General features: G+C 68.7%; 21 protein-coding genes and 1 pseudogene. 10 read left to right on the plus strand and 12 right to left on the minus strand.

What is annotated here, in order from left to right:
* Positions 1–5 precede the first annotated feature (5 nt).
* On the plus strand, positions 6–941 hold the full coding sequence (locus tag ACZ5WE_RS35015) for a bile acid:sodium symporter family protein (protein ID WP_467694336.1): 936 nt from the start codon (positions 6–8) through the stop codon (positions 939–941).
* 7 nt (positions 942–948) lie between these two features.
* On the opposite strand, the gene ACZ5WE_RS35020 is transcribed toward ACZ5WE_RS35015, so the two are convergent.
* Positions 949–1,674 (minus strand): nucleotidyltransferase domain-containing protein, encoded by a 726-nt coding sequence (locus tag ACZ5WE_RS35020; RefSeq protein WP_467694334.1) that lies wholly within the window; start codon positions 1,672–1,674, stop codon positions 949–951.
* Between the two features lie 283 nt (positions 1,675–1,957).
* On the opposite strand from ACZ5WE_RS35020, the gene ACZ5WE_RS35025 reads away from it, so the two are divergent.
* Complete coding sequence (locus tag ACZ5WE_RS35025) at positions 1,958–2,791, plus strand: PIG-L family deacetylase (protein ID WP_467694332.1); 834 nt, start codon at positions 1,958–1,960, stop codon at positions 2,789–2,791.
* A 237-nt stretch (positions 2,792–3,028) separates the two neighbouring features.
* Positions 3,029–4,333, plus strand: a complete 1,305-nt coding sequence (locus ACZ5WE_RS35030; RefSeq protein WP_467694330.1) for an ATP-binding protein — start codon at positions 3,029–3,031, stop codon at positions 4,331–4,333.
* Positions 4,334–4,403: 70 nt separating this feature from the next.
* Here the strand turns inward: ACZ5WE_RS35030 and ACZ5WE_RS35035 are convergent, their stop codons facing one another.
* The 3 genes from ACZ5WE_RS35035 to ACZ5WE_RS35045 all read right to left on the minus strand — a co-directional run bounded on the left by ACZ5WE_RS35035 (position 4,404) and on the right by ACZ5WE_RS35045 (position 10,078).
* Positions 4,404–6,344: a ThuA domain-containing protein gene (locus ACZ5WE_RS35035; RefSeq protein WP_467694328.1), complete on the minus strand. Its 1,941-nt coding sequence runs from the start codon at positions 6,342–6,344 to the stop codon at positions 4,404–4,406.
* A complete protein-coding gene (locus ACZ5WE_RS35040; RefSeq protein ID WP_467694326.1) occupies positions 6,341–8,797 on the minus strand; it encodes a carbohydrate-binding protein in 2,457 nt (818 codons plus the stop codon). The genes ACZ5WE_RS35035 and ACZ5WE_RS35040 overlap by 4 nt, the downstream gene beginning before the upstream one ends.
* An 897-nt stretch (positions 8,798–9,694) precedes the next feature.
* Positions 9,695–10,078: an SH3 domain-containing protein gene (locus tag ACZ5WE_RS35045; RefSeq protein WP_467694324.1), complete on the minus strand. Its 384-nt coding sequence runs from the start codon at positions 10,076–10,078 to the stop codon at positions 9,695–9,697.
* A gap of 211 nt (positions 10,079–10,289) precedes the next feature.
* On the opposite strand from ACZ5WE_RS35045, the gene ACZ5WE_RS35050 reads away from it, so the two are divergent.
* The gene (locus tag ACZ5WE_RS35050; protein ID WP_467694323.1) at positions 10,290–10,721 is read left to right on the plus strand and encodes a VOC family protein; all 432 of its coding nucleotides are present in this window, start codon (positions 10,290–10,292) and stop codon (positions 10,719–10,721) included.
* A 55-nt stretch (positions 10,722–10,776) separates the two neighbouring features.
* Here the strand turns inward: ACZ5WE_RS35050 and ACZ5WE_RS35055 are convergent.
* A pseudogene (locus ACZ5WE_RS35055) lies at positions 10,777–11,310 on the minus strand (amylo-alpha-1,6-glucosidase); the annotation flags it as partial.
* Between ACZ5WE_RS35055 and ACZ5WE_RS35060 the strand changes: the two are divergent.
* Positions 11,268–12,008: a Gfo/Idh/MocA family protein gene (locus tag ACZ5WE_RS35060; RefSeq protein ID WP_467694322.1), complete on the plus strand. Its 741-nt coding sequence runs from the start codon at positions 11,268–11,270 to the stop codon at positions 12,006–12,008. The pseudogene ACZ5WE_RS35055 and the gene ACZ5WE_RS35060 overlap by 43 nt on opposite strands.
* Before the next feature lie 105 nt (positions 12,009–12,113).
* Here the strand turns inward: ACZ5WE_RS35060 and ACZ5WE_RS35065 are convergent, their stop codons facing one another.
* The 4 genes from ACZ5WE_RS35065 to ACZ5WE_RS35080 all read right to left on the minus strand — a co-directional run bounded on the left by ACZ5WE_RS35065 (position 12,114) and on the right by ACZ5WE_RS35080 (position 15,184).
* A complete protein-coding gene (locus ACZ5WE_RS35065; RefSeq protein ID WP_467694321.1) occupies positions 12,114–12,479 on the minus strand; it encodes a hypothetical protein in 366 nt (121 codons plus the stop codon).
* A 343-nt stretch (positions 12,480–12,822) separates the two neighbouring features.
* The gene (locus tag ACZ5WE_RS35070; RefSeq protein WP_467694319.1) at positions 12,823–13,767 is read right to left on the minus strand and encodes a Gfo/Idh/MocA family protein; all 945 of its coding nucleotides are present in this window, start codon (positions 13,765–13,767) and stop codon (positions 12,823–12,825) included.
* Between the two features lie 87 nt (positions 13,768–13,854).
* Complete coding sequence (locus ACZ5WE_RS35075) at positions 13,855–14,259, minus strand: VOC family protein (RefSeq protein ID WP_467694318.1); 405 nt, start codon at positions 14,257–14,259, stop codon at positions 13,855–13,857.
* A gap of 103 nt (positions 14,260–14,362) precedes the next feature.
* Complete coding sequence (locus tag ACZ5WE_RS35080) at positions 14,363–15,184, minus strand: VOC family protein (RefSeq protein WP_467694316.1); 822 nt, start codon at positions 15,182–15,184, stop codon at positions 14,363–14,365.
* A gap of 489 nt (positions 15,185–15,673) precedes the next feature.
* On the opposite strand from ACZ5WE_RS35080, the gene ACZ5WE_RS35085 reads away from it, so the two are divergent.
* Together ACZ5WE_RS35085 and ACZ5WE_RS35090 are read left to right on the plus strand one after the other, a co-directional pair.
* The gene (locus ACZ5WE_RS35085; RefSeq protein WP_467694315.1) at positions 15,674–16,633 is read left to right on the plus strand and encodes a helix-turn-helix transcriptional regulator; all 960 of its coding nucleotides are present in this window, start codon (positions 15,674–15,676) and stop codon (positions 16,631–16,633) included.
* Positions 16,634–16,755: 122 nt separating this feature from the next.
* Positions 16,756–17,472 carry an NADPH-dependent F420 reductase gene (locus tag ACZ5WE_RS35090; RefSeq protein WP_467694314.1) on the plus strand — a complete coding sequence of 239 codons (717 nt, stop codon included), beginning with the start codon at positions 16,756–16,758 and terminating at the stop codon, positions 17,470–17,472.
* 63 nt (positions 17,473–17,535) lie between these two features.
* Here ACZ5WE_RS35090 and ACZ5WE_RS35095 read toward each other — a convergent pair whose 3' ends face one another.
* Complete coding sequence (locus ACZ5WE_RS35095; RefSeq protein ID WP_467694312.1) at positions 17,536–19,215, minus strand: MFS transporter; 1,680 nt, start codon at positions 19,213–19,215, stop codon at positions 17,536–17,538.
* A gap of 312 nt (positions 19,216–19,527) precedes the next feature.
* Here ACZ5WE_RS35095 and ACZ5WE_RS35100 point away from each other — a divergent pair, with 312 nt between their 5' ends.
* The 3 genes from ACZ5WE_RS35100 to ACZ5WE_RS35110 all read left to right on the plus strand — a co-directional run bounded on the left by ACZ5WE_RS35100 (position 19,528) and on the right by ACZ5WE_RS35110 (position 22,471).
* Positions 19,528–20,520 (plus strand): 3-oxoacyl-ACP synthase III family protein, encoded by a 993-nt coding sequence (locus ACZ5WE_RS35100; protein WP_467694310.1) that lies wholly within the window; start codon positions 19,528–19,530, stop codon positions 20,518–20,520.
* A 354-nt stretch (positions 20,521–20,874) separates the two neighbouring features.
* Positions 20,875–21,492, plus strand: a complete 618-nt coding sequence (locus tag ACZ5WE_RS35105; protein ID WP_467694308.1) for an RNA polymerase sigma factor — start codon at positions 20,875–20,877, stop codon at positions 21,490–21,492.
* A complete protein-coding gene (locus tag ACZ5WE_RS35110) occupies positions 21,485–22,471 on the plus strand; it encodes a CU044_5270 family protein (protein ID WP_467694307.1) in 987 nt (328 codons plus the stop codon). Before ACZ5WE_RS35105 ends, ACZ5WE_RS35110 begins: the two co-directional genes overlap by 8 nt.
* A gap of 65 nt (positions 22,472–22,536) precedes the next feature.
* On the opposite strand, the gene ACZ5WE_RS35115 is transcribed toward ACZ5WE_RS35110, so the two are convergent.
* Both ACZ5WE_RS35115 and ACZ5WE_RS35120 read right to left on the minus strand, forming a co-directional pair.
* Positions 22,537–24,102, minus strand: coding sequence for an alkaline phosphatase D family protein (locus tag ACZ5WE_RS35115; protein ID WP_467694305.1), 1,566 nt, complete (start codon positions 24,100–24,102; stop codon positions 22,537–22,539).
* Positions 24,099–24,677: a phosphoesterase gene (locus ACZ5WE_RS35120; RefSeq protein WP_467694303.1), complete on the minus strand. Its 579-nt coding sequence runs from the start codon at positions 24,675–24,677 to the stop codon at positions 24,099–24,101. Before ACZ5WE_RS35120 ends, ACZ5WE_RS35115 begins: the two co-directional genes overlap by 4 nt.
* Between the last annotated feature and the right edge of the window lie 119 nt (positions 24,678–24,796).

Below are 24,796 nucleotides of genomic sequence, written 5' to 3' on the forward strand. Positions count from 1 at the left end.
GAGTCGTGTACTTTTCGAGCGGCCTCCCGGAGTCTGTTTCCGTGGACTCGCCGCTGACCACCTATCTGCTCCCCGCTGTCCTCGCCGTGATCATGTTCGGTCTCGGACTTGGGCTGACCGTGGCCGACTTCCGCAGGATCGCGGCGTATCCGCGGGCTGTGGCCGTCGCCCTGGTCTGCCAGCTGGTGCTACTGCCCGCCGTCTGCCTGGGCCTGGTGCTCGCCTTCGACCTGAGCCCCGCGCTCGCCGTCGGAATGATGCTGCTCGCGGCCTCTCCCGGCGGGACCATGGCGAACATCTTCAGCCATCTCTTCGGCGGCGACGTCGCCCTCAACGTCACCCTGACCGCCATCAACTCGGTCATCGCCGTCGTCACGCTGCCGCTCGTCGTGAATCTCTCCCTCGACCACCTCATGAGCAGCACGGACGAGGCGCTGGGGCTGCGCTTCGACAAGACTCTGCAGGTCTTCCTCGTCGTGCTGGTGCCTGTTGCGGCCGGGATGCTCGTACGCCACCGCCGTCCGGACTTCGCCGAGCGCTCCACCCGGCTGGTCAAGGTGACGGCGGTGGCCGCGCTGGTCGGCATCATCATCGTCGCGGTCGCCGCCGAGCGAGAGAACGTACTCGGCTATCTCGCCGACGTCGGCCTCGTCGTCTTCCTCTTCGGCGCGATCTCCCTCACCGTCGGCTACGGCGCGACCCGGCTGGCCCGCGGCGACCACCGGCAGTCCGTCGCCACCTGCTTCGAGATCGGCATGCACAACACCACGCTGTCGATGGCGATCGCCCTCAGCCCCTCGCTCCTCGACAGCACTCGGATGGCCATCCCGTCGGCGGTGTACGCGGTGCTCATGTTCGTCATGGCCCTGACCGCCGGTTTTCTCCTGCGCCGCATGGCCCCGGCCGACACCGTCCCTCGATTGCGTCCAACCGCACGTTGACGACAGCTCACGCCCGCCAGCGGTGTGCGTATCCCTCCATCAACGGTCCGCCGAACAAGTCGAGGGCCCTCTCCACCGCAGTGGCCAAAGGCAGCGGGTCGGCCTGCTCGGCCACGACCCGGTGGCCGTCCAGCAGGGCTTCGCCCAGAGCGGGATCCGCGCTCAGCAACCGGCGGGGAAGCCATTTGCCGATGCCCGTCCAGGCGTTGTGATGGGCGGTGACCAGGTCAGCCGCCTTGTGCAGCACCTGGTCAGCGAGGGAAAGCTGTTCGTACCGGTTGTTCGGTGGGGTGTCGATCAGGTCGTCCAGGAAGCAGGTGAGAGCGTAGCGACCGTGTTCCCATTCGGATGCGGTGAGCGGAGGAGGACCGGAGGCGAGCACACGTCGAGCCAGCCGGCGGGCTCGGGCCACGTGTCCGTGCGGATCAGCCAGGACCAGACCTTGGTCATAGACGAAGAGGACGGTGCCGCGGCGCCGGGCCCGGTCCCAGGCGAAGAACTCCGGCACGTCCGCAACAGTGTTCAGGAACAGCTCGACGATGCGGCCATCGTGACGGATCACCTCCCGGCGGCTCGTGTCCGAGTCCGGCAGGAGAACGGCCACATCCAGATCGCTGGTCGGGGTGGCGCGACCTTGAGCAGCGGAGCCTCCGAGCACGGCGCCCAGGGCCTGCGGAAAGAGCTCGGCGACCACACGGAGAGCCTGGGCTTCGACAGCTTCTCGATCATCCATGGGGGCTCATCGTGCCAGCTCGCAGAAACAGAACAACAGGCACCGTTTGCCGAGCCATTCCACTGAGACAGAGCGCCGGTCTCCCGATGCCTGGAAGACCGAGCGGCCGCACCGGGAACAGCTGGTCCGGCCAGGGGTGTTGCATCGACGGAGGCACCGACACTCCACGGCGGGGCAGCGGAGCCCACAAGGTTGTGTTCCCCACCAGGATTCGGGCCCAGGACCGCGGTACGCCCGCCGCGCACTGCTACCCAGACGTACCTTTCCGCAGGAGGACTGTTTCATGACTGACCGGCCTTTGACGCTCATGGCAGTACACGCCCATCCCGACGACGAGGCCACCGGAACCGGAGGGATCCTCGCGCGGTACGCGGCGGAAGGCATCCGAACGGTTCTCGTGACGTGTACCGACGGCGGTTGCGGTGACGGGCCGGGAGGTGTCAAGCCGGGCGAACCCGGGCACGATCCGGCCGCCGTCGCCCTCATGCGTCGCCAAGAGCTCGAGGCGAGCTGCGGCGTCCTGAAGATCAGCGATCTGGAGCTGCTGGACTACGCCGACTCCGGGATGGCGGGCTGGCCGAGCAACGACGCCCCCGGATCCTTCTGGCAGACCCCCGTGGAGAAAGGCGCCGCCCGGCTCGCCGAACTCATGGGGCACTACCGACCCGATGTGGTCGTCACTTACGACGAGAACGGCTTCTACGGCCACCCCGACCACATCCAGGCCCACCGCATCACGATGGCGGCGCTGGAGATGACCGAACTGACGCCGAAGGTGTACTGGACGACGATGCCCCGCTCGATGATGCAGCGGTTCGGGGAGACCATGCGCGAGTTTCATGAGGACATGCCGGAGCCGGATCCTGCCGAGGCCGCCGCGATGGCCGAGATCGGCCTGCCCGACGATGAGATCACCACGTGGGTGGACACCACCGCGTTCAGCGGCCAGAAGTTCGACGCTCTGGCCGCGCACGCCAGTCAGGGCGAGAACATCTTCTTCCTCAAGATGGGCAAGGAGAGGTTCGGCGAGTTGATGGGCATGGAGACCTTCCTACGGGTCCAAGACGCCACCGGCGCGGCCGTACCCGAGAACGATCTCTTCGCCGGTCTGCGCTGATCCAGCCGGCTGCGCCCTCATGCCCGGGCCCGGCTCCCGCCTCCTGCTCTCATCTAGCCGGGGCGCTGTGGGTCGTGCTCCGTCATCGCTCCACCCTGCGGGTGGCCCGGAGGCCCAGTGACGGTTCGTAGCATTTCCCCGCGTGCCTTGTGCACAGTGGCACACGACCCGTGACCTGGGGCGCCTCTAGCCTCGCCGCAACGGCGCGACAACGAGAACGATCGAGGGGCGGGGCCTGTGAACTGGCTGATCCACGACTACCGCGAGAGCGATCTCGCCGCGGTGGTCCACCTGATGGACACCACGGCCGAGCTCGGCCAGGAATCCGTCTTCTCCGTGGCGGAGTGCATCAGTGCCCTGACCTCCCGCCAGCCCGGCGTCGTCGCCGTCCACCAGGGCGTACCCATCGGAACGGCCCTCGCCTGTGTGGCCGGGGAGCGGGCCTGGGTGATGCGGATCGCGATTGCCCCGGCCTGGCGGGGGCGCGGCCTGGCCAGCGCACTCCTGGTCGAACTGGAGCGCCGCCTGGTCGCCGCGCGGGTCGGCCGCATCGCCTATGTCCTGCCCGAGGAGGACCTGTTCGGCGATGGGCTCCTCAACGCGGGCTACACCCGCCGGCCCGCCGTCGCCTATTTCGAGAAGGTCGAGCCGGTGCACGGGCCCGCCGCCAGCCTCCTCGACGATCTGGGGGGCCGGCTCCTGCCCGGTGACCTCTGGGCCAAGGTCGTCGGCATGGAGCGTGAGAAGGACCTGATCGAACGGCGGGTCGTCCTTCCGCTCGCCGAGCCGGAGCGTGCGGCGCGGCACGGTGTGCGCCCGCCGCGGGCGGTGGGCCTGTTCGGCCCGCCGGGTACCGGCAAGACGACCTTCGCGCGCGCGATCGCCTCGCGTCTCGGCTGGCCCTTCGTGGAGATCCTGCCCTCACGGCTGGCCGACGGGGGCAATCTGGCGGCGGCGCTGCGCTCCGCGTTCGCAGCGATCGCCGAGCTGGAACGGGTCCTGGTCTTCATCGACGAGGTCGAGGAGATCGCCCCGGTCCGCCAGGAACCGGCGCAACCCGGCGGCATGCACGGGGTGACAAACGAACTGCTCAAGCTCATCCCAGGTTTCCGGGAGCGCGACGAGCGGCTCCTGGTCTGCGCGACGAACTCGATCCGCTCCCTGGACCCGGCCTTCCTGCGCCCCGGTCGTTTCGACTACCTGATCCCGATCGGTACGCCGGACAAGGCGGCCCGGGCGGCGATCTGGGCGCGCTACACCGATGGCAGACCGGAGGTGGACGTCGACGCACTGGTGGCAGCGAGCGACCTGTTCACACCCGCCGACATCGAGCACGCCGCCCGGATCGCCGCCCAGAACTCCTTCGAGCGGGATCTGGTCTCGGTCGGCGTCCCGGTCGGCGGGCAGGCTGCCGCCACGGAGGCACTGCCGGGCGCGAGCACGGCGGGCTACCTGGAGGCGATCGCCCAGTGCCGTCCTACGGTGACGCCTCAGATGATCAACCAGTTCGAGTCGGACATCACCACGCACGCCCGGTTCTGACCCGGCACAAGCCCCCGGAAACCGTTCGATCTCCGGGGGCTCTGGTCGGCGTGCGGAGTCCCGCTGTGTTTCAGCTCCGCATGCCGTCGAAGCGCGACACCCAGTACGCCGTCCGGTCCAGGTAGGCGGACTCCGCCGCCTCACCCGTCTTTCCGTAGGCTCCGTCGAAGGTCAGATAGCCGTGACCGGTCGGCGGTGAACTGTCGGCGGGCTCGATGGAACTCCCCTCGTGCCACTCGTTGAAGGACGTCACCGACACCCAGGCGGGCGAGCCGCCAGTCGCCGGGTCCAGGGCGTTGTTCCACTGCCTGTCGTAGGCCGCTCCGTCCGCGCGGTCGAGGGTGGGCGTCGTGTTGCCCGGGACCGCCCGGTCGTCGATGTAGCCGGGAGCGACCGACGGGGCCCAGATCAGGTCGTGGGCACGGGCGTAGTCACCGGCCTGCTTCCAGCCGGGGGCGGTGGCGCCCGCGATCCCGTCGTAGGTGTACATCCCGGAGAAGTGGGCGATCTTCGTGGTGTCGGTCGTCTGGGCGAGCACGATGCTGCTGTCCGTCACCTCGTCGAGCGCGGTCCAGTCGGTGATGCGCAGGCTCTCAAAGACATAGAACGCGGCTCTGTCGCCGTGCTCGGCGGAACGGTGGAAGGCGGGGTGGCTGCCGTAGGTGTCGTTGATGTACTGGATGTCGGACACCGTGGAGGCCGCGGTACGCCCCGAGTACGGCTCCAGGTGCCAGGCCACCTTGACGCCTTCCTTGGCGGCCGCGTCCAGAACGCCCTTGGCGAGCTGGTCCTCGTAACCGCCACGGCCCCACCAGCTGTAGACGATGACGCCGGCGCCGGATCTCCGCACCTCCTTCATGTGCTGGGCGACGGCGCCCGCCATGTCTCCGGAGTCGTAGGGGCCGAGCGCCGGGTAGTAGTCGGCGCCGACGTCGTCGGGCGGGGTGTGACCGCCCTGGGGCCAGTGGCGCCAACTCCCGTTCACGGTGGGGTTTCCGTACCACGGGTAGTAGAAGAGGTGGACGTTCTGAGATCCCTCCTCGGCAGCGGTCTTCTCGGCCGTCCGGGGCTCGCGGTGGGTCGCCCGGGGGTGGCTGCCTTCGCTCGCCGAAGCATGTTCGGCGGCCTGTGCGCCCGAACCGGATGTGTACGCCTCACCCTTCACCGTGCCGCCTCGCGCATCAGCCGCGCAGTCGCCGGGCGCCTGCCCCGCGGCGTAGCGGACCGCGCCGAGCAACAGGGTGCGGAAGTCGGAGTCGGCGTACGACTCGGCGGTGTGGCCGAGGCCGGTGTAGAAGGAGCGGCCCTGGCCCTGCGTGTGGCACCAGGTGATGGGGTGGTCGCCCGCCATCTCTCCGCCGCTGTAGGTCGATTCGTCCAGACTCTGCAGGACGTGGACGCCGGAGCGGGGGTTGGCGCGGTAGTTGTACCACTCGTCGGTGCGGGTCCAGGTGGCCCCGAGGTGAGCGGTCGCCGGGTGGGTACGGTCCTCGTTGACCACGGTGGCCCGCTGAATGGCGGGATGGCTCTTGAACCAGGCCCCGACGATCTGCCCGTAGTACGGCCAGTCGTACTCGGTGTCTGCCGCGGCGTGCACACCGACGTAGCCGCCGCCGGAGTCGACGTACGACTGCAGGGCATTCTGCTGGGCGGTGTTGAGGACATCGCCCGTGGTGCTGAGGAAGACGACGGCCTCGTATCCGGAGAGGTTGTCGGGGCTGAAGGCCGTGGCGTCCTCGGTGGCCGTGACGGTGAAGCCCTGCTCCTGGCCGAGGCCGCGCAAGGCGTCGATCCCGGCCGGGATCGAGTCGTGGCGGAAGCCCGCCGTCTTGGAGAAGACGAGGACGTCAAAGGACGCGGCGTCCCCTCGACCGCCGGAGTCCTGCTCGGACGCCGCCCGCGCGGACCCGGTCTGCGCGGCGATCGGCACGGTGAGAACGGCGGCCAATGCGAGGACGAGAGCGGTGGGTGCGCGGCGCAGCCGGCTCGACACTCTGCTCGTGCTGCTCATGGTTGACGCCCCTTCTGCGCGGTGGTGGCGAGGGTGAACGCGTCGACGTCGAAGAGGTTCCCTTGACCGCTCGGCCCCTTGAAGACCAGCACGAGGTCCGTGGTCCCGGACGGTGCCCCGGACAGGTTCGTCGTGACGTTCTGGAAGTTCTCCCAGCCGCCCGTCACCGGCACGGCCACCGAGCCGAGCTGCGTCCCGGTCGGTGAACCGGCGCGGATCTCGATAGTGCCCCCGGCGCCGCCCGAGGAGATGCGGGCGGTGAACGACTTCGCGTCGCCGAGTGCGTACGGCTTGAAGGAGATCCAGTCGCCGTCGTCGGTGAAGCCGACCGTATTGGCGCCCTCGGCGGGGCCGTGCCCGGCGATCTGGATGCCCGACTGGGCGGTGAAGTGCTCGGCCTGCCGGTGGCGCGGCTGCAGGGTGCGCAGGCTGTGCGCGGTCAGTCCGGCCTTGTCTGTGTACTCGGCGTCGAAGACCCCGTACAGATTGGCCGCGCTGTCGTGCTCGCCGTCGGCCGGCACGGTGATGCTGCCGCTGCAGCCGTTCTTGGACGTGATGGCGTGCGAGTGGCTGTCGTGCCCGAGGAGATAGGTGACCTTGACCTTCGCGCAGTCGATCGCGCCGTCCTCCGGATCGCTCACCTCGACCTCGAAGGGCACGGTGTCGCCGAAGGAGAACAGCTTTCCGTCAGCGGGCTGTTGGAGGGAGACCGTGGGTGCGGTGTTGCCCGCGGTCACCACGAGGCTTGCGCTGCCGGTCAGGCCCTGGGGATCCTTGACGGTGAGTGTCGGCCGATAGGTCCCCTTCGTGGTGTACGTGTGCGAGGGGTTGGCCTGGGTCGACGTGGAGCCGTCACCGAAGTCCCAGGCATAGCTGAGGGATTGCCCCTCGGGATCGGAGCTGCCCGCGGAGGAGAACTGCGCGGTCAGCGGCACGGCGCCGGAGGTCTTGTCCACGGCGGCCTTGGCGATCGGGCTGCGATTGCTCCCGCCGAGGTATTCGATGCGGTACAGGGCCTGGTTGTTGCTCCCGGTGCCGTAGTCGAGGACGTACAGGGCGCCGTCCGGGCCGAAGTCGCTGTCCATGATCTGGGTGCCGGTCCACGGGAAGTCCTCGATGACGCCCCGGGATCCGTCGGACTTCACCTCGATCGACTTGATCCATTTGCGGCCGTACTCGGTGGCGAGGAAGCGGCCGTCGAGGGACTGCGGGAACTTCACCGACGATTCCAGATCCGGGTCGTAGCGGTAGACCTCGCCGCCCATGGGTGACTCGGAGCCGGAGCCGAACTCCGGCGGCGACCCGTCCCAGCCGTACTTGATCCAACTGGCCTTCGCAGGGGGCAACTTGGCCTGACCGGTGTTGCGGAACGAATCGTTGGCCGGACCGCCCGCGCAGTCGTACTTGGCGCCGGATGGACCGCTGGGGAAGGTGTACGCGTTGTACGTCTCGGCGGTCGTGTTCGTGCCGGTGCAGTACGGCCAGCCGAAGTTGCCGGGTGCGGTGATGCGGTCGAACTCCACCTGGCCGCCGGGCCCCCGGTTCGCGTCGCCGCCGCCGGCGTCGGGTCCGTAGTCGCCGAGGTAGACGATGCCGGTCTTCTTGTCGACGCTCATCCGGAACGGGTTGCGAAAGCCCATCGCGTAGATCTCGGGCCGGGTGTTCGCGGTGCCGGGGGCGAAGAGGTTGCCGGCGGGGACGGTGTAGCCGCCGGCTGCGGTCGGCTTGATGCGCAGCACCTTGCCGCGCAGGTCGTTGGTGTTGCCGGAGGAGCGCTGGGCGTCGAACTGCGGGTTGCGGTCCGTGCGTTCGTCGATGGGCGCGTAGCCGGAGGAGTCGAACGGATTGGTGTCGTCGCCGGTGCTGAGATACAGATTCCCGGCGGCGTCGAAGTCGATGTCCCCGCCGACGTGGCAGCACTTGCCGCGATCGTTGGCCACTTCGAGTACGACCTTCTCGCTGGCCATGTCGAGGGTGTTGTCGGCCTTGAGTGTGAACCGGGAGAGGTTCAGATGTCCCTTCCACCGCTCGAAGTCGGCGGCGGTTCCGGTGGCAGGCGCGTCACCGGACGGGGTGTCGAGCTTGGGGGAGTAGTAGACGTACACCTGGCGGCTCGAGGCGAAGTCCGGGGCGGCCGATATGCCTTGGAGCCCTTCCTCGTCGTGGGTGTAGACGTCCAGTTTGCCGGCCTGGGTGGTGTTTCCGGCGGCGTCGGTGTATCTGACCGTGCCGTCACGGGCGGTGTGCAGCACCGAACGGTCGGGCAGCACGGTGAGGGACATCGCCTCGCCCAACTCGGCGCCGCCCGTGGCCAGTTGTACCTGCTGGTAGTCCGCGGCCGGGATGTCCCGGGCATCTGCGCCCGCGGAGGTGGCAGCGGTGACCGTGAGTCCGGACAGCGTGAGTGCGAGTGCGGTGAGCAACTTGAGCCCTGTACGAGGGCGTGGGGACATGGGGCATCCTCCTGACGCTTGGGGGTGTGTCAGGCAGGGCGCGCGCCGGCCGCGCTTGCTGCGGTGATGGAGAGGGGGTGAGCGCGTACTGGAGTACGGACTGACATGCCGATGCATGCTTGAATTGCGCGCTCGGCACAGGAAATTGCATAGAAATGCGAGCACTTTGCATCCTGGCGACCCCTCGCCAATTTGTCAAGGCCGTGTCAAAATGCGCGCCAGGCTCCTGTTGGCCCTGCCTCGCCACTGGGCCAGGGAGCGGGCAACCTCCCCCACCAGAACCGGGAGTTGGCCAGGGGTGCACCAAGTGCCGCAGCCCAGGCTTCTGCGCCTGCTGATCGGTAACGATCCGTCGGCAACTTCCCCCGAGCCCGGGGCCCTGAGTCCAGGCGCCTTGTACTATCCCGACACCTGGCTGAGGGGCGTTCTGCCCAAGAAACTCACCACGGGGGGCGTCGTGCCAGACGAGAACAAAGACCACACCTGGAAAGATCAGACGGTAAAGGCCGCCTATATCGCAGGGATATTTGCGATCTCGACCGTGGTGCTCTCTGCTTTTACAGGAGATCTGAGAGCTCTCCTTCTCGCTCCCGCCATCCGGCCAAGGGCAATACCTTCATTCGGTTCAAAGCGCTCATAGCGAAGCCTGACGTGTATACCTGCGGCCCCGGCGGGGTATCTGTCAATGTCACCGTTACAAGTAAAGAGGGAACGAAGCCTCTTGCGGCGACCGTCAAAATCAAAACAAAGTGCGACTGAGTATGCGCCGCGTCGAAAGGCTCACTGACCCGCTGTTGTATTTAGTACGCCGCCGCCTTGGTGAGCGGGACCGAGCGCCGTGTGCGGGCCGAGTGCCGCTGATGGCCCGCGGCCCGCACACGGACGGTTTGGCGCCGGTCAGCACTTGGGCAGGAAGCTCTGCACCCGCCCTGTGGTCAGATACTTGTCACTGACATAGCGGTTGCCGGGGTTGGAGTAGATCCGGGTCCAGATGTTGTAGCCGCCCACGCTGGACCCGTACGTCCAGCAATCGATCTCGACCTTCGCACCGTTACGTATCGACCCCGCGGATCCGTAGTTGGTGCCGGGGCCCTTGCGTATGGTCAGGCCGTTGGGTGAGTTCTTCACATACGCGCACCAGGCGCGCGGGTCGCTGCCGGACTGGCCGCAGCGGAACGGGTCGGCGCTCGCGGACGGTGCGAGCACCACCCCGGTGCCGAGAGTCGCCGCCAGCGCCGTGGTCACGACGGCCAGCTTCGCCTTCTTGGTACGTTTCGACATGAACGACATGAACTGGGCTCCCCCTGTGGTGAGTTCGGCGCACTTGTGGAGCGGCGTCTGTTCGCGCCTCGTGCGTCGTGCGGTCGGAAAAAACCGTACGGTGCTGGGGCGTTGCCCACATACCGCAGCCGTTTGGTCTTCGCGTACAACCAGCGCGGTACCCGACGCGGATGTCAGCTCAGCGCGGTACGTGCCCTGTTATGGTGCGTCGATGTCAACGATCAAGCAGTTCCAAGTCACCTTCGACTGCGCGGAACCTGAGCGCGTCGCTCGTTTCTGGTGCGAGGTGTTGGGGTACGTCATGCCGCCGCCGGAGGGGTTTGCCTCTTGGGATGATTTCAATGGCGCGCAGCCCGCTGGGCGGCAGGGTGCATGGTCTGTCTGCAAGGACCCTTCGGGTGTGGGCCCGCGGATGTACTTTCAGCGCGTTCCTGAAGGAAAGGTCGCCAAGAATCGCATGCATCTCGATGTGCGGGCAGGAACCGGACTCGTGGGGGACGAGCGGCTGGCCACGCTGGAGGCCGAGTGCGAACGACTGGTCGCCCTCGGCGCAGTGCATGTGCGCACGCTGGTCGCCGATGAGGAGAACGAGTCGTGCATCCTCATGCAGGACGTCGAGGGCAACGAGTTCTGTCTCGACTGAGCATCCTCCGTGTCGGAGACGGTGAGGCAGCGTCCGGCACATCACGCGCCTGCCGTTACGACAAGGTGTTCAGTGCGGTGAGAACGGCCAGAGGCGTCGCCGCGGCCCAGGCCTGGGGAGAGCAGGAGTGGGGGTAGGGGACCGGCCGTTGGTGCTGGGCGCGCTCGTATCCCGCCATCACCTCGGGCAAGCGGTGGTCCTGATGGGTCGACGCGGCCACCAGCCCTTCGGCGACGGCGCGTGCCTCGTCGGCGAGGCCGCAGCGGGCGAGACCGAGCAGGACGACCGCGGTGTCGTGGGGCCAGCAGCTGCCCCGGTGGTAGGAGAGCGGGTGGTATCCGGGCTGCCCCGAGGCCAGTGTGCGGATGGCCCACCCGGTGAAGAAGTCGGACTCCACCAGGCGTTGCCCCACGCGCCGGGCGAGCGGGGCGTCGAGTATGCCCGACCACAGGAGATGCCCGGCGTCCGAGGCCAGGGAGTCGACGTGCCTGCCCTGGCCGTCCAGGGCGAGAGCGGGGAAGTCGGGGCCGGACATCCAGAAGTCGCGTGCGAAGCGCGATCGCAGGCGAGCCGCTGCCTCCTCGAGTCGCCTACGCGGAACTCCTGGACATGTGCGAGGCAGTGGCCTTCGCGGTGCCCCCCGCCGTGCAGTCCGCCCTCGCCCCGCGCGCGGCCGCGGCGGGCCGCGCCCTGCTCCTGGAGAAGCCGCTCGGCGTCGACCTGGACGCCGCCCGCGCCGTCGCGGACGCGGTTGCCGAGCACCAGGTGATCTCCCAGCTCGTCCTCACCAAGCGGTACCACCCGACGACCCGCGCGTTCCTCGCCGAAGCGGCGACGCGGGACGTCACCGGTGCCCGCTCGTGCTACCTGCACGGAGCCTTCCTCGGGAGCGACTTCGCCACCGGGTGGCGACTCGAGCACGGTGCGCTGCTCGACCTGGGCCCGCACCTCCTTGACCTGCTCGACACCGCTGTCGCACCGATCGTCTCCGTACGCGCCACGGGCGATCCGAAGCGCTGGGCCGAGCTGACCTGCGAACACGAGAACGGCGCGGTCAGCCAGGCTTCCCTGTCCGGCAGCGTGAACCTTCCGCGGGCCAGGACACGGGTGGAGCTCTTCGGGCCCGGCGAAGAGCTGGTCTACGACACGGCCGACATCGACCACGAGGAGTGCTGGCCCATTCTGCGCAGGGAGTTCGCCACCGCGGTCCGAACGGGCCGCGGCACGGGAATCGACGCGGCCCGCGGCCTCCACATCCAGCGACTGCTCGACCGCGCGCCGGCCTGACTGCCGCCGGCACCTGGATGGCCTGTACCGCTTCAGGCGTCAGGGTGGAGAGGACCCGGTCCTCTCCACCCTGACGCCTGAAGCGGTTGATTTATGCGGCAGAAGTCAGATACGCCCATGTGTCAGCCGAGTCAGCGGCCCGCCCTGAACCTTCGCGGTCCGGCGCCCGGCGGTGAAGGAGACACCCACCACACTGACCAGACCCGCGGCAGCGCCCGCAGCGATGGCCTTGCGGTTCTTCACCAGGGTCCAGCCGGCGACTGCGGTGGAAGCGACCTTGCCGGTGGCCGACACCACTGTCTTGCCGCCACTCTCGATACCCGCGGCCGCGGCCTGCTTCGCACGCTGTGTCGCGAGACCGAACGAATGCGCACTGGAACCGGCGGCGTCGGCTGCCTCTCCGGCCGAACCCTTCGCCTTGTCAGCAGCCTCAGCCGACTCCTGCTTGGCCTTCTGTGCCGTGGTGTTCACCTTGCGTGCTCCTGTACTCGCAGTGGACCGCCCCTTGGCGGATGCCGCCTTCGTGGTGTGCCGAGCGTTCCCGGCGCTGTCACTGGAGTTTCTTCTCTCGTCAGCCATGCAGTCCGTGTTGCCGTTCAACGCCCAGTGAAACTTGGAGCGTTCGACTACTCTTCACCGACAGGCAGCAAGGAACCCAGGAGCCCCAGGTCCAGCGGGCGCTGCTTCACCCGCTCTCCTGCCTCGGCTCGCAGCGGCGACCCGGTCGAGCCCCCCATACGTGACCGCACCCCAGACGGGACAACCTCTACCAGTGGCTTCAGGTGCCTCCACGTTGCTGGGCAGGCAGGCGACCTCAGCGTGGGCTGTTGACCCGCTGTTCGATGTCAAGGGTGAGCTGGAGGGCGTCCAGCACGCTGCCGGGGGAGATCTGGTTCTCGGCCTGGCCGCGGAGCACGGCCATGACATGGTCGATCATGGCGGTGTACTGGTCGGCCGACGGCAGGTCCAGCTCCCGCGGCCCGTCGGCGGTGTAGGCGGTGACGGTGCCGGACGGTTTGCCGTCGAAGCCCATCGTGGAGCTGGCATCCAGCACGCCGTGATCGAACGTGGCTGTGTAGCCGCCACGGGCTCCCCAAGGCTTGGGCATCAGCGAGGAGATGGAGCTGCGGGCTGCCGCGCCGTCGAAACCCAAGGCGGCCTCGATGGCGGCGGAGTCCTTGTCGCGCGCCACGGTGCTCACGGTGACGTCCTCGGGCAGGCCGAGGGTGCGGGTGATGATGTCCATCTCGCTGTGCATGGCCTCCAGCGGCAGGGCCTTCAGCCCGAGCGAGGCGCCCGGCCACAGGTGAGCGGTCATGTTCCACAGGGTGAGTTGTTCAAGCCGCCCGTAGGTGCCCTCGCTCACCGCGTCGAACAGGGCCCGGTTGGCCGGGATGAACCGCTCGAACATGTCCACGAACACGTGCTTGTCGCTGCGCGCCGCCGCGTCGGCGACGCGCTTGGCGTCCTCGATGTCGTCGGCCAGGGGCAGCTCGACCAAGGCGTGCTTGCCCGCGTCCAGGGCGCGAAGCACGTACGGGGCGTGCAGGGGGATCGGCAAACAGATATCGACCAGGTCGAACGAGGGGTCTGTGAACGCGGCGTCCATGTCGGTGGAGGAGGCGAACTCGAACTGGCCGGCCGTTTGTGCGGTCTTCTGCGAGTCGCGGCCGAACATCACCACCTCCACGTCGCCGCGGGCGGCGTAGACGGCGGCATGCGCCTGGCCGAAGTTGGTTCCTAGCAGGGCGATCTTCATGATTCTTCCTTTTCGGGTGGCGGGTAGCGGGTAGCGGGCAGTGCTGAGCGGTCACACCCGTGGCTCGGCAAAGGTGGTGCGGTGCGGTCAGGAGGGCTGGCGCCGGCTGATGCACAGCGGCCAGCCGGAGGGGTCCAGCAGTACCGTCCACTGCTCCCCGCCGGGCTGGAAGGCGGGTTTGCTCGCTCCGAGCTCCACGAGCCGCTTTTCGGCGGCGGCCACGTCGCCGAACGCCAGGTCCAGGTGGAACGGCAGGTCCTGCTGAGGCCAGTTGGGTGCGGTGAAGGAGCCTGAGGTCCAAAAGACGTACATCGTGCTGCCGACAGTGACGGGGAAGGCGACCTCGTTGCCGTGCTCGTCGGGGTAAGGAGCTCCGACCTCGCTGCCCAGCGCGGCGGCGTAGAAGTCAGCGAGCCGGCGGCCGTCGTCGGCCCAGATCGCGTACGAGACCACCGAACCGGCAAGAGGGTTGGCGGAGTGGGAGGAGCTCATGTCGGGTGGATCCTTTCCTTGTCACCGCGGCCGATGTGCAGCCGGCCGCGGATCGTGCAATGTGAAGCGGACGCCTGGCGCTTGCCGCGGTCCGCCGCGGAACTCATGCGTCGGCGGGCTGAGTGGGCAGGGAGAACAGGCCGAAGCGGTTGCCGCGCGAGTCGACGATGCGGGAGAGGACCAACCCGTCGGGGGCGGCCTCGGGTCCGTACTCGACCCGGACTGTCGGCTGCTGTGCGGCGGCGTCGGTGGCAGCGACGACGTCTGAGACCAAGAAGGACGGCATGGCGTAGTCGCCGCCGTCGGACCGGCCGCTGTGGTCCCACAAGCCGCCGGAGGGCCACCCGGTGCCGGTGTAGACCTTGAAGTAGGGCGTGCTGTCGGCCCTGCCGTCCTTTTCGAACCGCCAGCCGAAGGCTGCGGCGTAGAAGGCCATCGTGGCCCGCACATCAGTGGTGCCGATCTCGAACCAGGCCATCGCTCCCGGCTGCGGCGCGGCTGCGGCGTGCTGCATGTGCTCTTCGGTCGCCTTCGCCCGGTCGGCGAGCTTGGCCGACTCGCCGCGGGAGAACAGGGAAAAGACGTTGCCGCGCGGATCGGCCAGCCGCGCGAAGACGGTCACTTCGCCGACCGCGGTCGCCGGCACCAGGACCTGCGCGCCGAGCGCGGTGAGCTTGTCGACGTCGGTGTGGACGTCGGCGGACAGGACGGAGAGGTTGAGACTCTCGCCGCCGGTGTCACCTTGCTGGATCGCGCCCATCGGCCAGGGCGTGCCCGGGGCGAGGATGCGGGTGTAGGTGCGGCCGTCGATGGAGGAGTCGGGGTCGACTTCGAAGCTCCAGCCGAGGAGGGGGCCGTAGAAGTCGGTCACGGCCTGCAGGTCGGTGGTGCCGAACTCGAACCAGACCACCTGGCCGGGAGACATGTAACTCACGATATGACTGCCTTTCACGTGTGCCGTGTGAGGTGTGATGTGCGGAGTCAGGGGGGGGCGGTTATCCGATCGCAGCCGGCTCGGCCTCCCGCTTCTGTTCCCCCCGTTCCCGCTCGGGGCCGACTTCGGCGATCGGCAACGCGTGCGGCATCCGCTGCGCCTGCTCGGCGGGGCTGTCGTCGCCGAGGGGACCTCGGAGAGGATCATCAGGTCGGTCAGCGGGGCGATGATCAGCCCCATGCCCATGCCCAAGCCCAGGTCGACGCGCCGGAGTCGCCCTGGACACGGGGACGGCCTTATGCACGACGGTTACGTCGACCGCCTCCATGAAGGAGGCGATCAGGACCACGGCCAGCGCCGCCCACCTGCGCGGATCCACCGCATTCACAGGTGCTTGGAGTGGTTTGTTCTCGGACATGTCTCCGACGCTAAGGTCCCTTTAGGACATCTCGCGTCCGTAAAGCACGTCATCCTGGAGACATGACGACCGACCTTCCCGCCCGGATGCTCCGCCTGCTGTCCCTGTTGCAGACGCGCCGCGAGTGGTCGGGCGCCGAACTCGCGGAGCGGCTCGGCGTCACCACCCGCACCGTGCGCCGCGACATCGACCGCCTGCGCGAGCTCGAGTATCCCGTCGAGGGCACCACCGGCCACGCCGGCGGCTACCGCCTGGCCGCGGGTGCCGCGATGCCGCCGCTGATCCTCGACGACGACGAGGCGACCGCCACCGCCGTCGCCCTGCGCACCGCCGCCGGTCAGCTCACCGGCATGGAGGAGACCACCCTGCGCGCCCTCGCCAAACTCGAACAGGTCCTGCCCGCGCGCCTGCGCTCGCAGGTCGCCGCCCTGCAGCAGGCAACAGCCACCATCGAATGGGAGCGCCGCGGCCCTCGTACCGATCCGGCGACCCTGGCCGCGCTGGCCGCCGCCTGCCGTGACCGAGAGACCGTCACCTTCGCCTACACCACCCGCAGTGGCCAGGGCGCCTCCCGTCGCGTCGACCCGCACCACCTCGTCGCGTCCGGTGGCCTGTGGTACCTCCTCGCCCACGACCACGCCCGCGACGCCTGGCGCATCTACCGCCTCGACCGCATCGCCGACCTGACGCCGACCCGCCGCCACTACACACCCCGCCCCGTGCCCGGCGAGGACCCCGCCGCCTACGTGGCAGGGAAGATCGCCTCCGCGCCGGTGCGCTACCGCGCGATCGCGACCCTTCAGGAACCCGCCGATGCCGTACGCCGCCGCACCTGGGCCCTGGCCGACCGTATCCAGCCGGCCGGCCCCAACTCCTGCACGGTCGACTGCTCCGGCGACCACCTTCCCGGCATCGCCCAGATCCTCGCCGGCCTCGGCAACGAGTACGCCCTGGATGCTGATGACGCCGTCCGCGACCACCTGCGCACTGCCGCCCGCCGCATCCTCGCCGCCGCCGGCTAGGACGCGAATGGCCGTAGTCGTTCTTTTAGGACGCGAGATGTCCTCAAGGGGTCGTAATGTCTTGTTTGCGGCCAAACGGGCCGTCTGTCTTCAGGCAGCATCCCCATCCCAGGAGCAACACTGTGAAGATCGCGATTCTCGGAACCGGCGCGGGCGCCCGTCAGCACGCAGCCCGCCTGTCCGTACTCGGCCACCAGGTCATCGTCGGCACCCGTGATCCGGAGGCCACCCTCGCACGGACCGAACCCGACATGATGGGTACCGAACCCTTCGCCGCCTTCCACGCCGCCCACCCCGAGCTGACCCTGACCACCTTCGCCGAAGCCGCCGACGCGGGTGAACTGGTGATCAACGGCATCGACGGGGCGAACGCAGTCACCGCCCTGTCCGCGCTCCCCACCGGAGCTCTCACGGGCAAGACCCTCATCGACTACGCCGTTCCCTACGTCTACCAGCAGCCCGGCGGCCCCGAACACTCCTGGCCCACCCCCTGGGGTGAAATGCCGCGCCTGGACCCCGTCGACACCGACAGTCTCGCCGAACAGATCCAGCGCGCCCTGCCCGGCACCGCCGTGGTCAAGACCTTCGTCACCCAGGAGCAGGAGACCGTCGTCGATCCGGCCGAGTTCGCCGGCGGTGACCACACCATGTTCCTGGCCGGTGACCACGAGGAGGCCAAGACCGCGGCTCGCGAGCTCCTGAACGCCTACGGCTGGAACGACATCATCGACCTCGGCCCCCTCGCCGCGGCCCGCGGCCTGGAAATGTACGCCCACTTTCACACCGCAGTCGGCCTTGCTCTCGGTGGCCGCTTCGGCGTCAAGATCATCCGCTCGTAACGATCAAGGGCAAGCCTTGAGGACGTCGAAGCAGGTGGGTGATCGGCCGCGTGACGGAACCCGTCACCGATCCGCCGGCCTCGAGTCCGGTGGATCGGTCGGCGCCGCGGAACGGGCATCGGACGAAGTACCGGCGGGCGCGTTGGACGGCCCGTCGGCGACGGAGTCCGATGTCACGCGCGATCCGGGATGGCGCAGCGCGCACAGGAACGCGATGCCGAGCACGATGGCCATCCCGTAGAAGACCCACTGGTTGGCCTGGGCGAAGTCCATCTGGATGTCGCCCATCGCTTCACGCATCCGCGTCGCCGCAGGCCCGTCCCCGGTCGGAGCCCGGCCGTCCGCGTTCCCGGTGACCGCCTCGGCCACCGAGCGCCCTGTGTCCCGGGCTTCGTCCTGCGACAGGCCCCGGCTCTCCAGGGTGTCCGCCACGCGGTTGGTGGTCGCGTGCGTCAGCATCGTGCCGAAGACGGCAAGACCCACGCTCGCCGCGAAGTTGCGCACCGTCTGGGTGATGCCGGTGACTTCGCCGTACGAGGCACCGATGGCCCTGTTGACCGCGTCTGTGGAGGCTGGGGCCAGCAGGAACCCGATGCCCGCACCGGCCAGAGCCACGTAGGGCCACTGGTTGTGCATCGACAGATCGGTCAGCTTCCCGGCCCAGAGCGCGAAGCCGACCGCCCCGAGGGCCGTGCCGATCTTCAGGGCCGGTCGGGCGCCCCTCCTGTCGAGGATCCGGCCGCCCCACTGGGAGGTGATCGCGAATCCCGCGAAGAAGTACAGCAAATACAGTGCTGCCTGGTTCGGCGAGGCGCTGAGCGAGACCTGGGCGTACACGGAGGCGAAGAAGAACAGCGGGACGAACGCGAACATCGCGAAGAACAGAACGAGGTTGTCCACCGTGAACGCCTTGTCCCTGAACACCCGCATCTTGATCAGGGGTTGAGCCACAGACATCTCGTAGCGGACGAACACTGCGAGCACCGCCAGGCCACCGATGATGCAGACCCAGGTCAGCACACTGCTCCAGCCCCACGCCTGGGCCTGCTGGAGACCCAGCACACTCAGTCCCATGCCCGCCGCGACGAGCACGGCTCCCCGTACATCGAGCTTCTCCGCCCGCCGCACGTTGGGGACATGGGCCATGAAGGTGAGGATGAGCGCGATCACGGCGACCGGGACGTTGACCCAGAAAATCGCGCGCCACGTCCACCCGGTGAGCCAGCCGCCAAGGAGGGGGCCGATCGCCGTGAGAGCGCCCGACAGGCCGAAGAACAGTGCGAGGGCCCGGCCGCGCTTCTCCACCGGGAAGACGTTGACCACGACGGCGAGTGCGGCGGGGAACATCAGCGCTGCCCCAAGCCCCTGGGTGGCTCGGAAGATGATCAGCCAGGTCTGTGCGAAGTCCCCTTCGGGGACGCACCCGCAGAGCACTGAGGAGATGACGAAGACGAGTGTGCCGATCAGCATGATCCGGCGGTTGCCGATGAGGTCGGCGAGCCGGCCGCCGAGGGCGAAGAATGCCGCGAGGGCGAGCAGATAGGCGTTGACGACCCATTGCATCCCGGAGGACGTCAGGCCGAGCTCCTCGATGATGTCCGGCGCGGCGATGGACACGATGGTCTGGTCGATGAACGTCATCGACACCGCGAACAGCATGGCCGCGAGCGCGAGAGTCTGCTTCGGCGCGCTCGCCGTGGTGGAGGAGGCGGCGGAAACCGTCCGGGGCCTTTTGGTACCCATGTGATCAAGTCTGTACCCGACTGGCGGCGCCCGCACGACCAGCGCCGGACCGCGCGTTCTGGCGGCATCAGAGAGGCGGCACACCGTTGTTCCCGGCGAGGCTGTGGACGCCGGCTCCGGGCCGTGATCGCCCTCGCCCGCCGTGGCCCGCTCGATGTTGCGGCCTCATCGCCAGATGTCGTGTCCGGCCGTGGTCGGTGATCGTTCTGTGCTTGTGCAGCGCGTCAAAGCCCGCGATCGGCGCCGGCTTCTGATGTGAGGCGCTGCGGGCAGTGCGCACAGGGTGGCTGCTCAGGTGAGAAGGGCATCCTCATGGTGGTCGGGATCGCAGGCACGGGCTACGCGCTCGGGTCGGACACAGTCAGCAGCACCGAGCTGGCTCTGGCGCACGGTCTGGAGCCGGACTGGTTCCTGCGGCGCACTGGTATCCGACAGCGGCGCGTCTACGCCGAGGGAGAGAGCCTGCTCTCCCTGGCAGCCGAGGCGGTCGGCAAGGCATGTGCCGACGCGGGCGTGGCTCCGCAGGAGATCGGCAGCGAGACCTTGCTGATCTTCCCCCAGGTCGGCATCCCCACGTTCCTGGCTCCTTCCCAGGCCGTCCTGCTGGCGCGACAGGCCGGCATCGGCTGCGCGAAGACCATGAGCGTGGACGGTTCGTGCGCGGAGGTGATCCCCGCACTGGAGACGGCGATCACCATGCTGGAGGCGGGCCGGTGCGAGCGAGCGATCGTCGTGGGGGGACAGGACGCGATCAACCTCACGGCCCATCACGACCTCAGCCTGGCCGGCATCTTCGGCGCCGGGTGCGCGGCAGTTGTGCTGTCCCGTGATGAGAACCGAGGGGCACGGCTGGACGTGCGCGGCAGCCACTGGGAGACCCACCCCCAGCACTGGGAGCTGGGCACCATGCCTGCCCACTCCAACCGCAGGACGGAGGAGGGGTTCGAGGTCAGCATCGGCTTCTACACCATGCAGGGCACCGCGCTGGTCCAGCTCGGCCGGACGCTCGTCCGCGACGTCGTGCACACAGCCCTCGCCCAGGCCGGCTGGGCCACCGGCGAACTCGACCTGGTGATCGCCCACCAGCCGAACACCCGGGCACTGCGAATCGGCGCGAAGGCCTGCGGGTTCAGTATGGACATCGTGCCCAACCCGTGTGCGGACACTGGCAACCTGGGCCCGGCCAACGTCCTTTTCACCCTGGCCAAGTGCCGGGAACGGGGTGCCTTGAAGCCGAACACCAGGGCGCTGTTCCTCTCCTACGGCATCGGCTTCTCCTGTGGGGCCATGGCCGTCGCCCTGTGAGCCGGACGAGCGCGTGCGGTCTACGATCCGGAGACCGCGCCCCTGTCCGAGCGACGCAAGGAGAAGGTCACCGAACTCAACACGTTCGGTGCGACGGGGCTGCGGCAGTGGGGGGGGCGGTCAGGGGTGAGCGAGCGGACTTTCGAGCGGATGGCCGCGGCCAACTGCCGACACGGAAAACCGTAGTTCGGCGGATCTCCACGTCCCGTGAACAAGAGCATCTCGTACTTGAGGTCTGCTTTCGATGCACGCTCCCGGGGCCGAGGGAACTCACCCGGGGCGAGCGGCGAAGGAGAGGTGAAAGCCCGACAGCCCAAGCCTTCGAAGCATGTTCCCTGAACGAGAGGAGCCCCGATGACCGTCGAGCCAGGCGTCCGCACGGCGGCGGAGAGTGATGCCTCGGTGATTGCGCGGTCCCGGGACGAGCCCGAGGCATTCGCCGTGCTCTTCGACCGATACGCGGACGCGGTACATCGCTATCTGGCTCGCAGGCTCGGCGACGAGCCGGCCGACGACCTCATGGCGGAGACCTTCACCACTGCTTTCCAGCAGCGGCACCGTTACGACCCCTCGCGGGCCACGGGCGATGGCGCCCGGCCCTGGCTGTTCGGCATAGCGACCAATCTGATCGGCCGACACCGGCGGGCTGAGGCACGCCGCTTCAAAGCGCTGTCCCGTGTCCCGGCTCCGGCCGATCACGAGGAGCCGCTGGCCGACCGCGCTGCGGCCCGGGTGGGGGCGCAGGCCGTGGGCCGCGAGCTGGCAGCGGCACTGGCTGCACTGCCCGCGCGGCACCGGGACGTACTGCTGCTGGTGGCGTGGGGCGGTCTCGGTTACGAGGAGGTGGCCCAGGCCCTTGGCGTCCCCATCGGCACGGTCAGATCACGGCTGCACCGGGCTCGCGGCAAGCTACGCGAAGCGCTGGGCGGATCCGATCCGACGACACTGCGAGAGGTATCCGACCATGACTGACGAACTCGAACTCCTGCGGGACTGGGACGCGGACGCGGCCCCGCTCACCGAACCGGCCCGAGCGAAGGCCCGCCACCGACTCCTGAACACGATGGCGCGCGCCGAGCGGCACACCGACCCCGCCCCCAGCCGCCGTCACGCACTGCGCCTCGCGACAGCCGCCGTGGCCGCTGTGGCGGTGACGGGAACGGCGGTACTGATCATTGAGGGAGGCGCCGACGAGGGCGGTCGCCCCGACCGTGCCGAGCGCCTGCCGGGTACGGCGACCCCGCGGATGGGCAACGTCAGTGCCGCAACGGTACTGAACGCGGCAGCAGCACAGACGGGGAAGCACGAGAAGACGGTGGCGCCGCGCGACGACCAGTTCATCTACTCGAAGCGGATCATCAAGGAGACGGAGCGCAGGACCGGCGAGGTCAAGACCTACGAGGACGTGAACTGGGACTCGGTGGACGGCTCCAAGCGCTCCTTGACCATGGAGCTCGGCCGGGTGATCTGGGAGGAGCCCCTGGGGAAGGGCGAGGGCGTGTGGCCGCCTCGGGAGTGGAGCAAGCTGAAGAAGCTCCCCACCGACCCGAAGAAGCTCATCCCGAAGATCATCGGCGTCGGAACCTCCAGCAAACCGATCAGCGACTTCACCACAGACGACTGGTACGACGCCCACTTCATGCTCGGCGAGCTCCTGAAGTGGCCGGTGCTGCCCCAGGGGCTGCGCCCCGCCGCGTACGAGGCGCTGGCCCTGGTGCCCGGGGTCAAGGCGATCCCGGGGGTGAAGGACTCTGCCGGCCGCACTGGGGTGGGGATCTCTTACCCCAAGAGTCCGTTCGCGCAGGGCAAGTACCTCATCTTCGATCCGGAATCCCATGAATTCCTCGGCTTCCGGGACGAGCGGACTTCGGCGTCCGGCGACAAGACGTACCTCCAGTTGTCACACGTGGTGGACTGGGCGATCGTCGACCGGCTGAGGCAGCGCCCTTAGCCCTGCCGGCGGCTGGGGCCTGCCCGTGCCCCGGGCCGGTCGGGCCGGGGCACGGGCAGATGGTGTCAGTCCCTGCGGTATTGCGCGGGCGAGTCCTTGGTGTCGTTGTCCTCGTAGGATCCGGCCTTGCCCCGGTCTATGTGGAACGTGGTCAGCGTGCTGATGGGCGAGTGCGGGTCGCGCCGGTCGCCGATGACGCGCATGTGTGCGCTGAAGCGCTGCGGTGTCACCTCGTACACGTCATAGCCGTACCGGTTGCCCTCGAAGTACTTCAGGTGCGGATTGGCCTGGCCCATCAACGGTCCGTTGGCGGCGTTCCAGTCGGCCGAGTATGCGCCGGAGGTCACCGAGTGGGCGGTGAACTCCGTGCCGATCAGGGGGGATTGTGGCTCGTCGAAGTCGGTGCGGAGGTCGTCGACGAAGGCCGAGTGCCAGTCACCGGTGATCACGACCAGGTCCTCCAGGCCGCTCTGGTGCACGTGCCCGAGGACTTCCTTGCGCTCGGCGAGGAAGCCGTCCCACTGGTCGGTGAACATGTACGAGCCACCGGGGCGGCCCCTCAGCTGGCTCAGCATGATCGAGTTGGCCCATACGTGCCAGGCGTCGGGGGCGCGGTCGACGGTCTTCTTCAGCCACGTCTTCTGCTCTGCGCCCAGGATGGTGCCGTCCGGCAGGTTCTGCGCCGAGCGGTAGGAGCGCAGGTCGAGGATGGCCAGTTCCAGCAGGTCGCCCCAGCGTCGCACCCGGTGGATCTCGGGGTCGGGCAGCGCTGACCCGCCGAAGGAGTCGCGGTGCGGCATGTGCTCGAACCATGCCTGGTATGCGGCCGCGCGGCGCCGCATGAAAGGGGCGCCGCCGCCGGTGCCGCTGTAGTCGTTGACGACCTCGTGGTCGTCCCAGGTCAGGAACCACGGATGGGCGGCGTGCGCCTCGCGCAGCGATTTGTCGCCCTTGTAGAGAGCGTGTCGTTTGCGGTAGTCGGCGAGGGTGAGGATCTCCGGGCCGTCGTGGTCGCGCACGTGCTCCTCGGGTACGCCGCCGACCTGGCCGTGCTCGTAGATGTAGTCGCCGAGATGGATGACGAAGTCGACGTTCTCGCGGGCGATGCCGCGGTGGGCGGCGTAGAAACCGTCGTGGAACGCCTGGCAGTTGGCGGCCGCGAAGGTGACCTTGGAGACGCGGCCGCTCGGCGCCGTCTTCGTACGTCCTACTCGGGATGTATTGCCGAGCGCCTTGAACGCGTACCAGTAGTGGCGGCCGGGGGCGAGGCCGCTCACCGGGACATGCACGCTGTGGCCGAGCGTCGCCGATGCGGGGGCCGTGCCCCGGGCGACGACGCGGCGCAGTCGGGCGTCCTCGGCGAGGACCCACTCGACCTCGACAACCTCGGGAAGTCTCTGCTCGGTGGCGAGCGGTTCGGGCGCGAGTCTGGTCCACAGCACCACGGAGTGCGGCTGCGGATCACCGGAGGCGACGCCGAGCGTGAAGGGCGCGCGGTCGTACTCGGCACCGAGCTTCTCGGCGGCCTCGCGGGCCTGCGCCGGGGTGAGGCCCGGGGCGAGCGGCCAGGCGAGGCTGAGCGCGCCGGCGGCCGCGGCGGACTTGAGCAGGTCACGGCGGTTGACGGTCATCGGCGGCCTCCGGTGGCGCTGAGGGTGAGGGAAAGGGCGTCCGCGTAGCCGTCGTTGGAGGTTCCGCTGCCGCTGCGCGTGAAGACGAGCAGGACTCGCGCCGAGCGGGCGGTGGGCGGCACGGCGGCTTCGGCCGTGCGCTCAAGGAGTCCGGTCCTGCCCTGCCGGTCGGCCGCGCTGACGGGACCGAGGACGCTGAGGGCGATGGGGGTGTTCTTGGCGTCGCGGAACTCCACGGACAGGCGCGCGCCGTCCTCCTGTCCGGCGAAGCCGCCGAGCCAACCGGCCAGCGTGTAGCGGACCTTGCCCCCGTCGACGGCGCGGCGTCCGGTGGGACCGCTCCTGGGCAGGTCGATGTCCTGCACCAGTACGGTGCGCGGGCTGTTGCCGCCCGAGTAGAAGCGGCTGCCGCGGCCGGCAGGGCCGGGGTCCGACGCGGTCGGGTAGCCGCCGCCGAGACTGTAGGCGATGAGCGCCGGGGCTCCCTGGGTGACTTTCCAGCCGTGGACCTTCGAGACGGGGTCGGCGGTACCGCCGACCCCGCTCTCCGCGTCGCCGTTGACGACGAGATTCACGCGCGCCTCCTGTGATCGGTGAGTTGAGCGCGGTCAGCCCACCAGCCCCGCATGAACCAGGAGAAGTATTCTGGCGAATTCTGTTACCGCCGTCGTGGAGGATGTCCCGTATCTCCCAG

The sequence above is a fragment of the Streptomyces sp. NPDC033180 genome (assembly GCF_055577645.1).

Bases quoted from the DNA above. Each gene is read 5' to 3' on its own strand.
- ACZ5WE_RS35020 (WP_467694334.1), bottom strand. From the start codon at position 1,674: ATGGATGATCGAGAAGCTGTCGAAGCCCAGGCTCTCCGTGTGGTCGCC.
- ACZ5WE_RS35025 (WP_467694332.1), top strand. From the start codon at position 1,958: ATGACTGACCGGCCTTTGACGCTCATGGCAGTACACGCCCATCCCGAC.
- ACZ5WE_RS35035 (WP_467694328.1), bottom strand. From the start codon at position 6,344: ATGAGCAGCACGAGCAGAGTGTCGAGCCGGCTGCGCCGCGCACCCACC.
- ACZ5WE_RS35040 (WP_467694326.1), bottom strand. From the start codon at position 8,797: ATGTCCCCACGCCCTCGTACAGGGCTCAAGTTGCTCACCGCACTCGCA.
- ACZ5WE_RS35045 (WP_467694324.1), bottom strand. From the start codon at position 10,078: ATGTCGAAACGTACCAAGAAGGCGAAGCTGGCCGTCGTGACCACGGCG.
- ACZ5WE_RS35050 (WP_467694323.1), top strand. From the start codon at position 10,290: ATGTCAACGATCAAGCAGTTCCAAGTCACCTTCGACTGCGCGGAACCT.
- ACZ5WE_RS35070 (WP_467694319.1), bottom strand. From the start codon at position 13,767: ATGAAGATCGCCCTGCTAGGAACCAACTTCGGCCAGGCGCATGCCGCC.
- ACZ5WE_RS35075 (WP_467694318.1), bottom strand. From the start codon at position 14,259: ATGAGCTCCTCCCACTCCGCCAACCCTCTTGCCGGTTCGGTGGTCTCG.
- ACZ5WE_RS35080 (WP_467694316.1), bottom strand. From the start codon at position 15,184: ATGTCTCCCGGCCAGGTGGTCTGGTTCGAGTTCGGCACCACCGACCTG.
- ACZ5WE_RS35085 (WP_467694315.1), top strand. From the start codon at position 15,674: ATGACGACCGACCTTCCCGCCCGGATGCTCCGCCTGCTGTCCCTGTTG.
- ACZ5WE_RS35095 (WP_467694312.1), bottom strand. From the start codon at position 19,215: ATGGGTACCAAAAGGCCCCGGACGGTTTCCGCCGCCTCCTCCACCACG.
- ACZ5WE_RS35100 (WP_467694310.1), top strand. From the start codon at position 19,528: ATGGTGGTCGGGATCGCAGGCACGGGCTACGCGCTCGGGTCGGACACA.
- ACZ5WE_RS35105 (WP_467694308.1), top strand. From the start codon at position 20,875: ATGACCGTCGAGCCAGGCGTCCGCACGGCGGCGGAGAGTGATGCCTCG.
- ACZ5WE_RS35110 (WP_467694307.1), top strand. From the start codon at position 21,485: ATGACTGACGAACTCGAACTCCTGCGGGACTGGGACGCGGACGCGGCC.
- ACZ5WE_RS35115 (WP_467694305.1), bottom strand. From the start codon at position 24,102: ATGACCGTCAACCGCCGTGACCTGCTCAAGTCCGCCGCGGCCGCCGGC.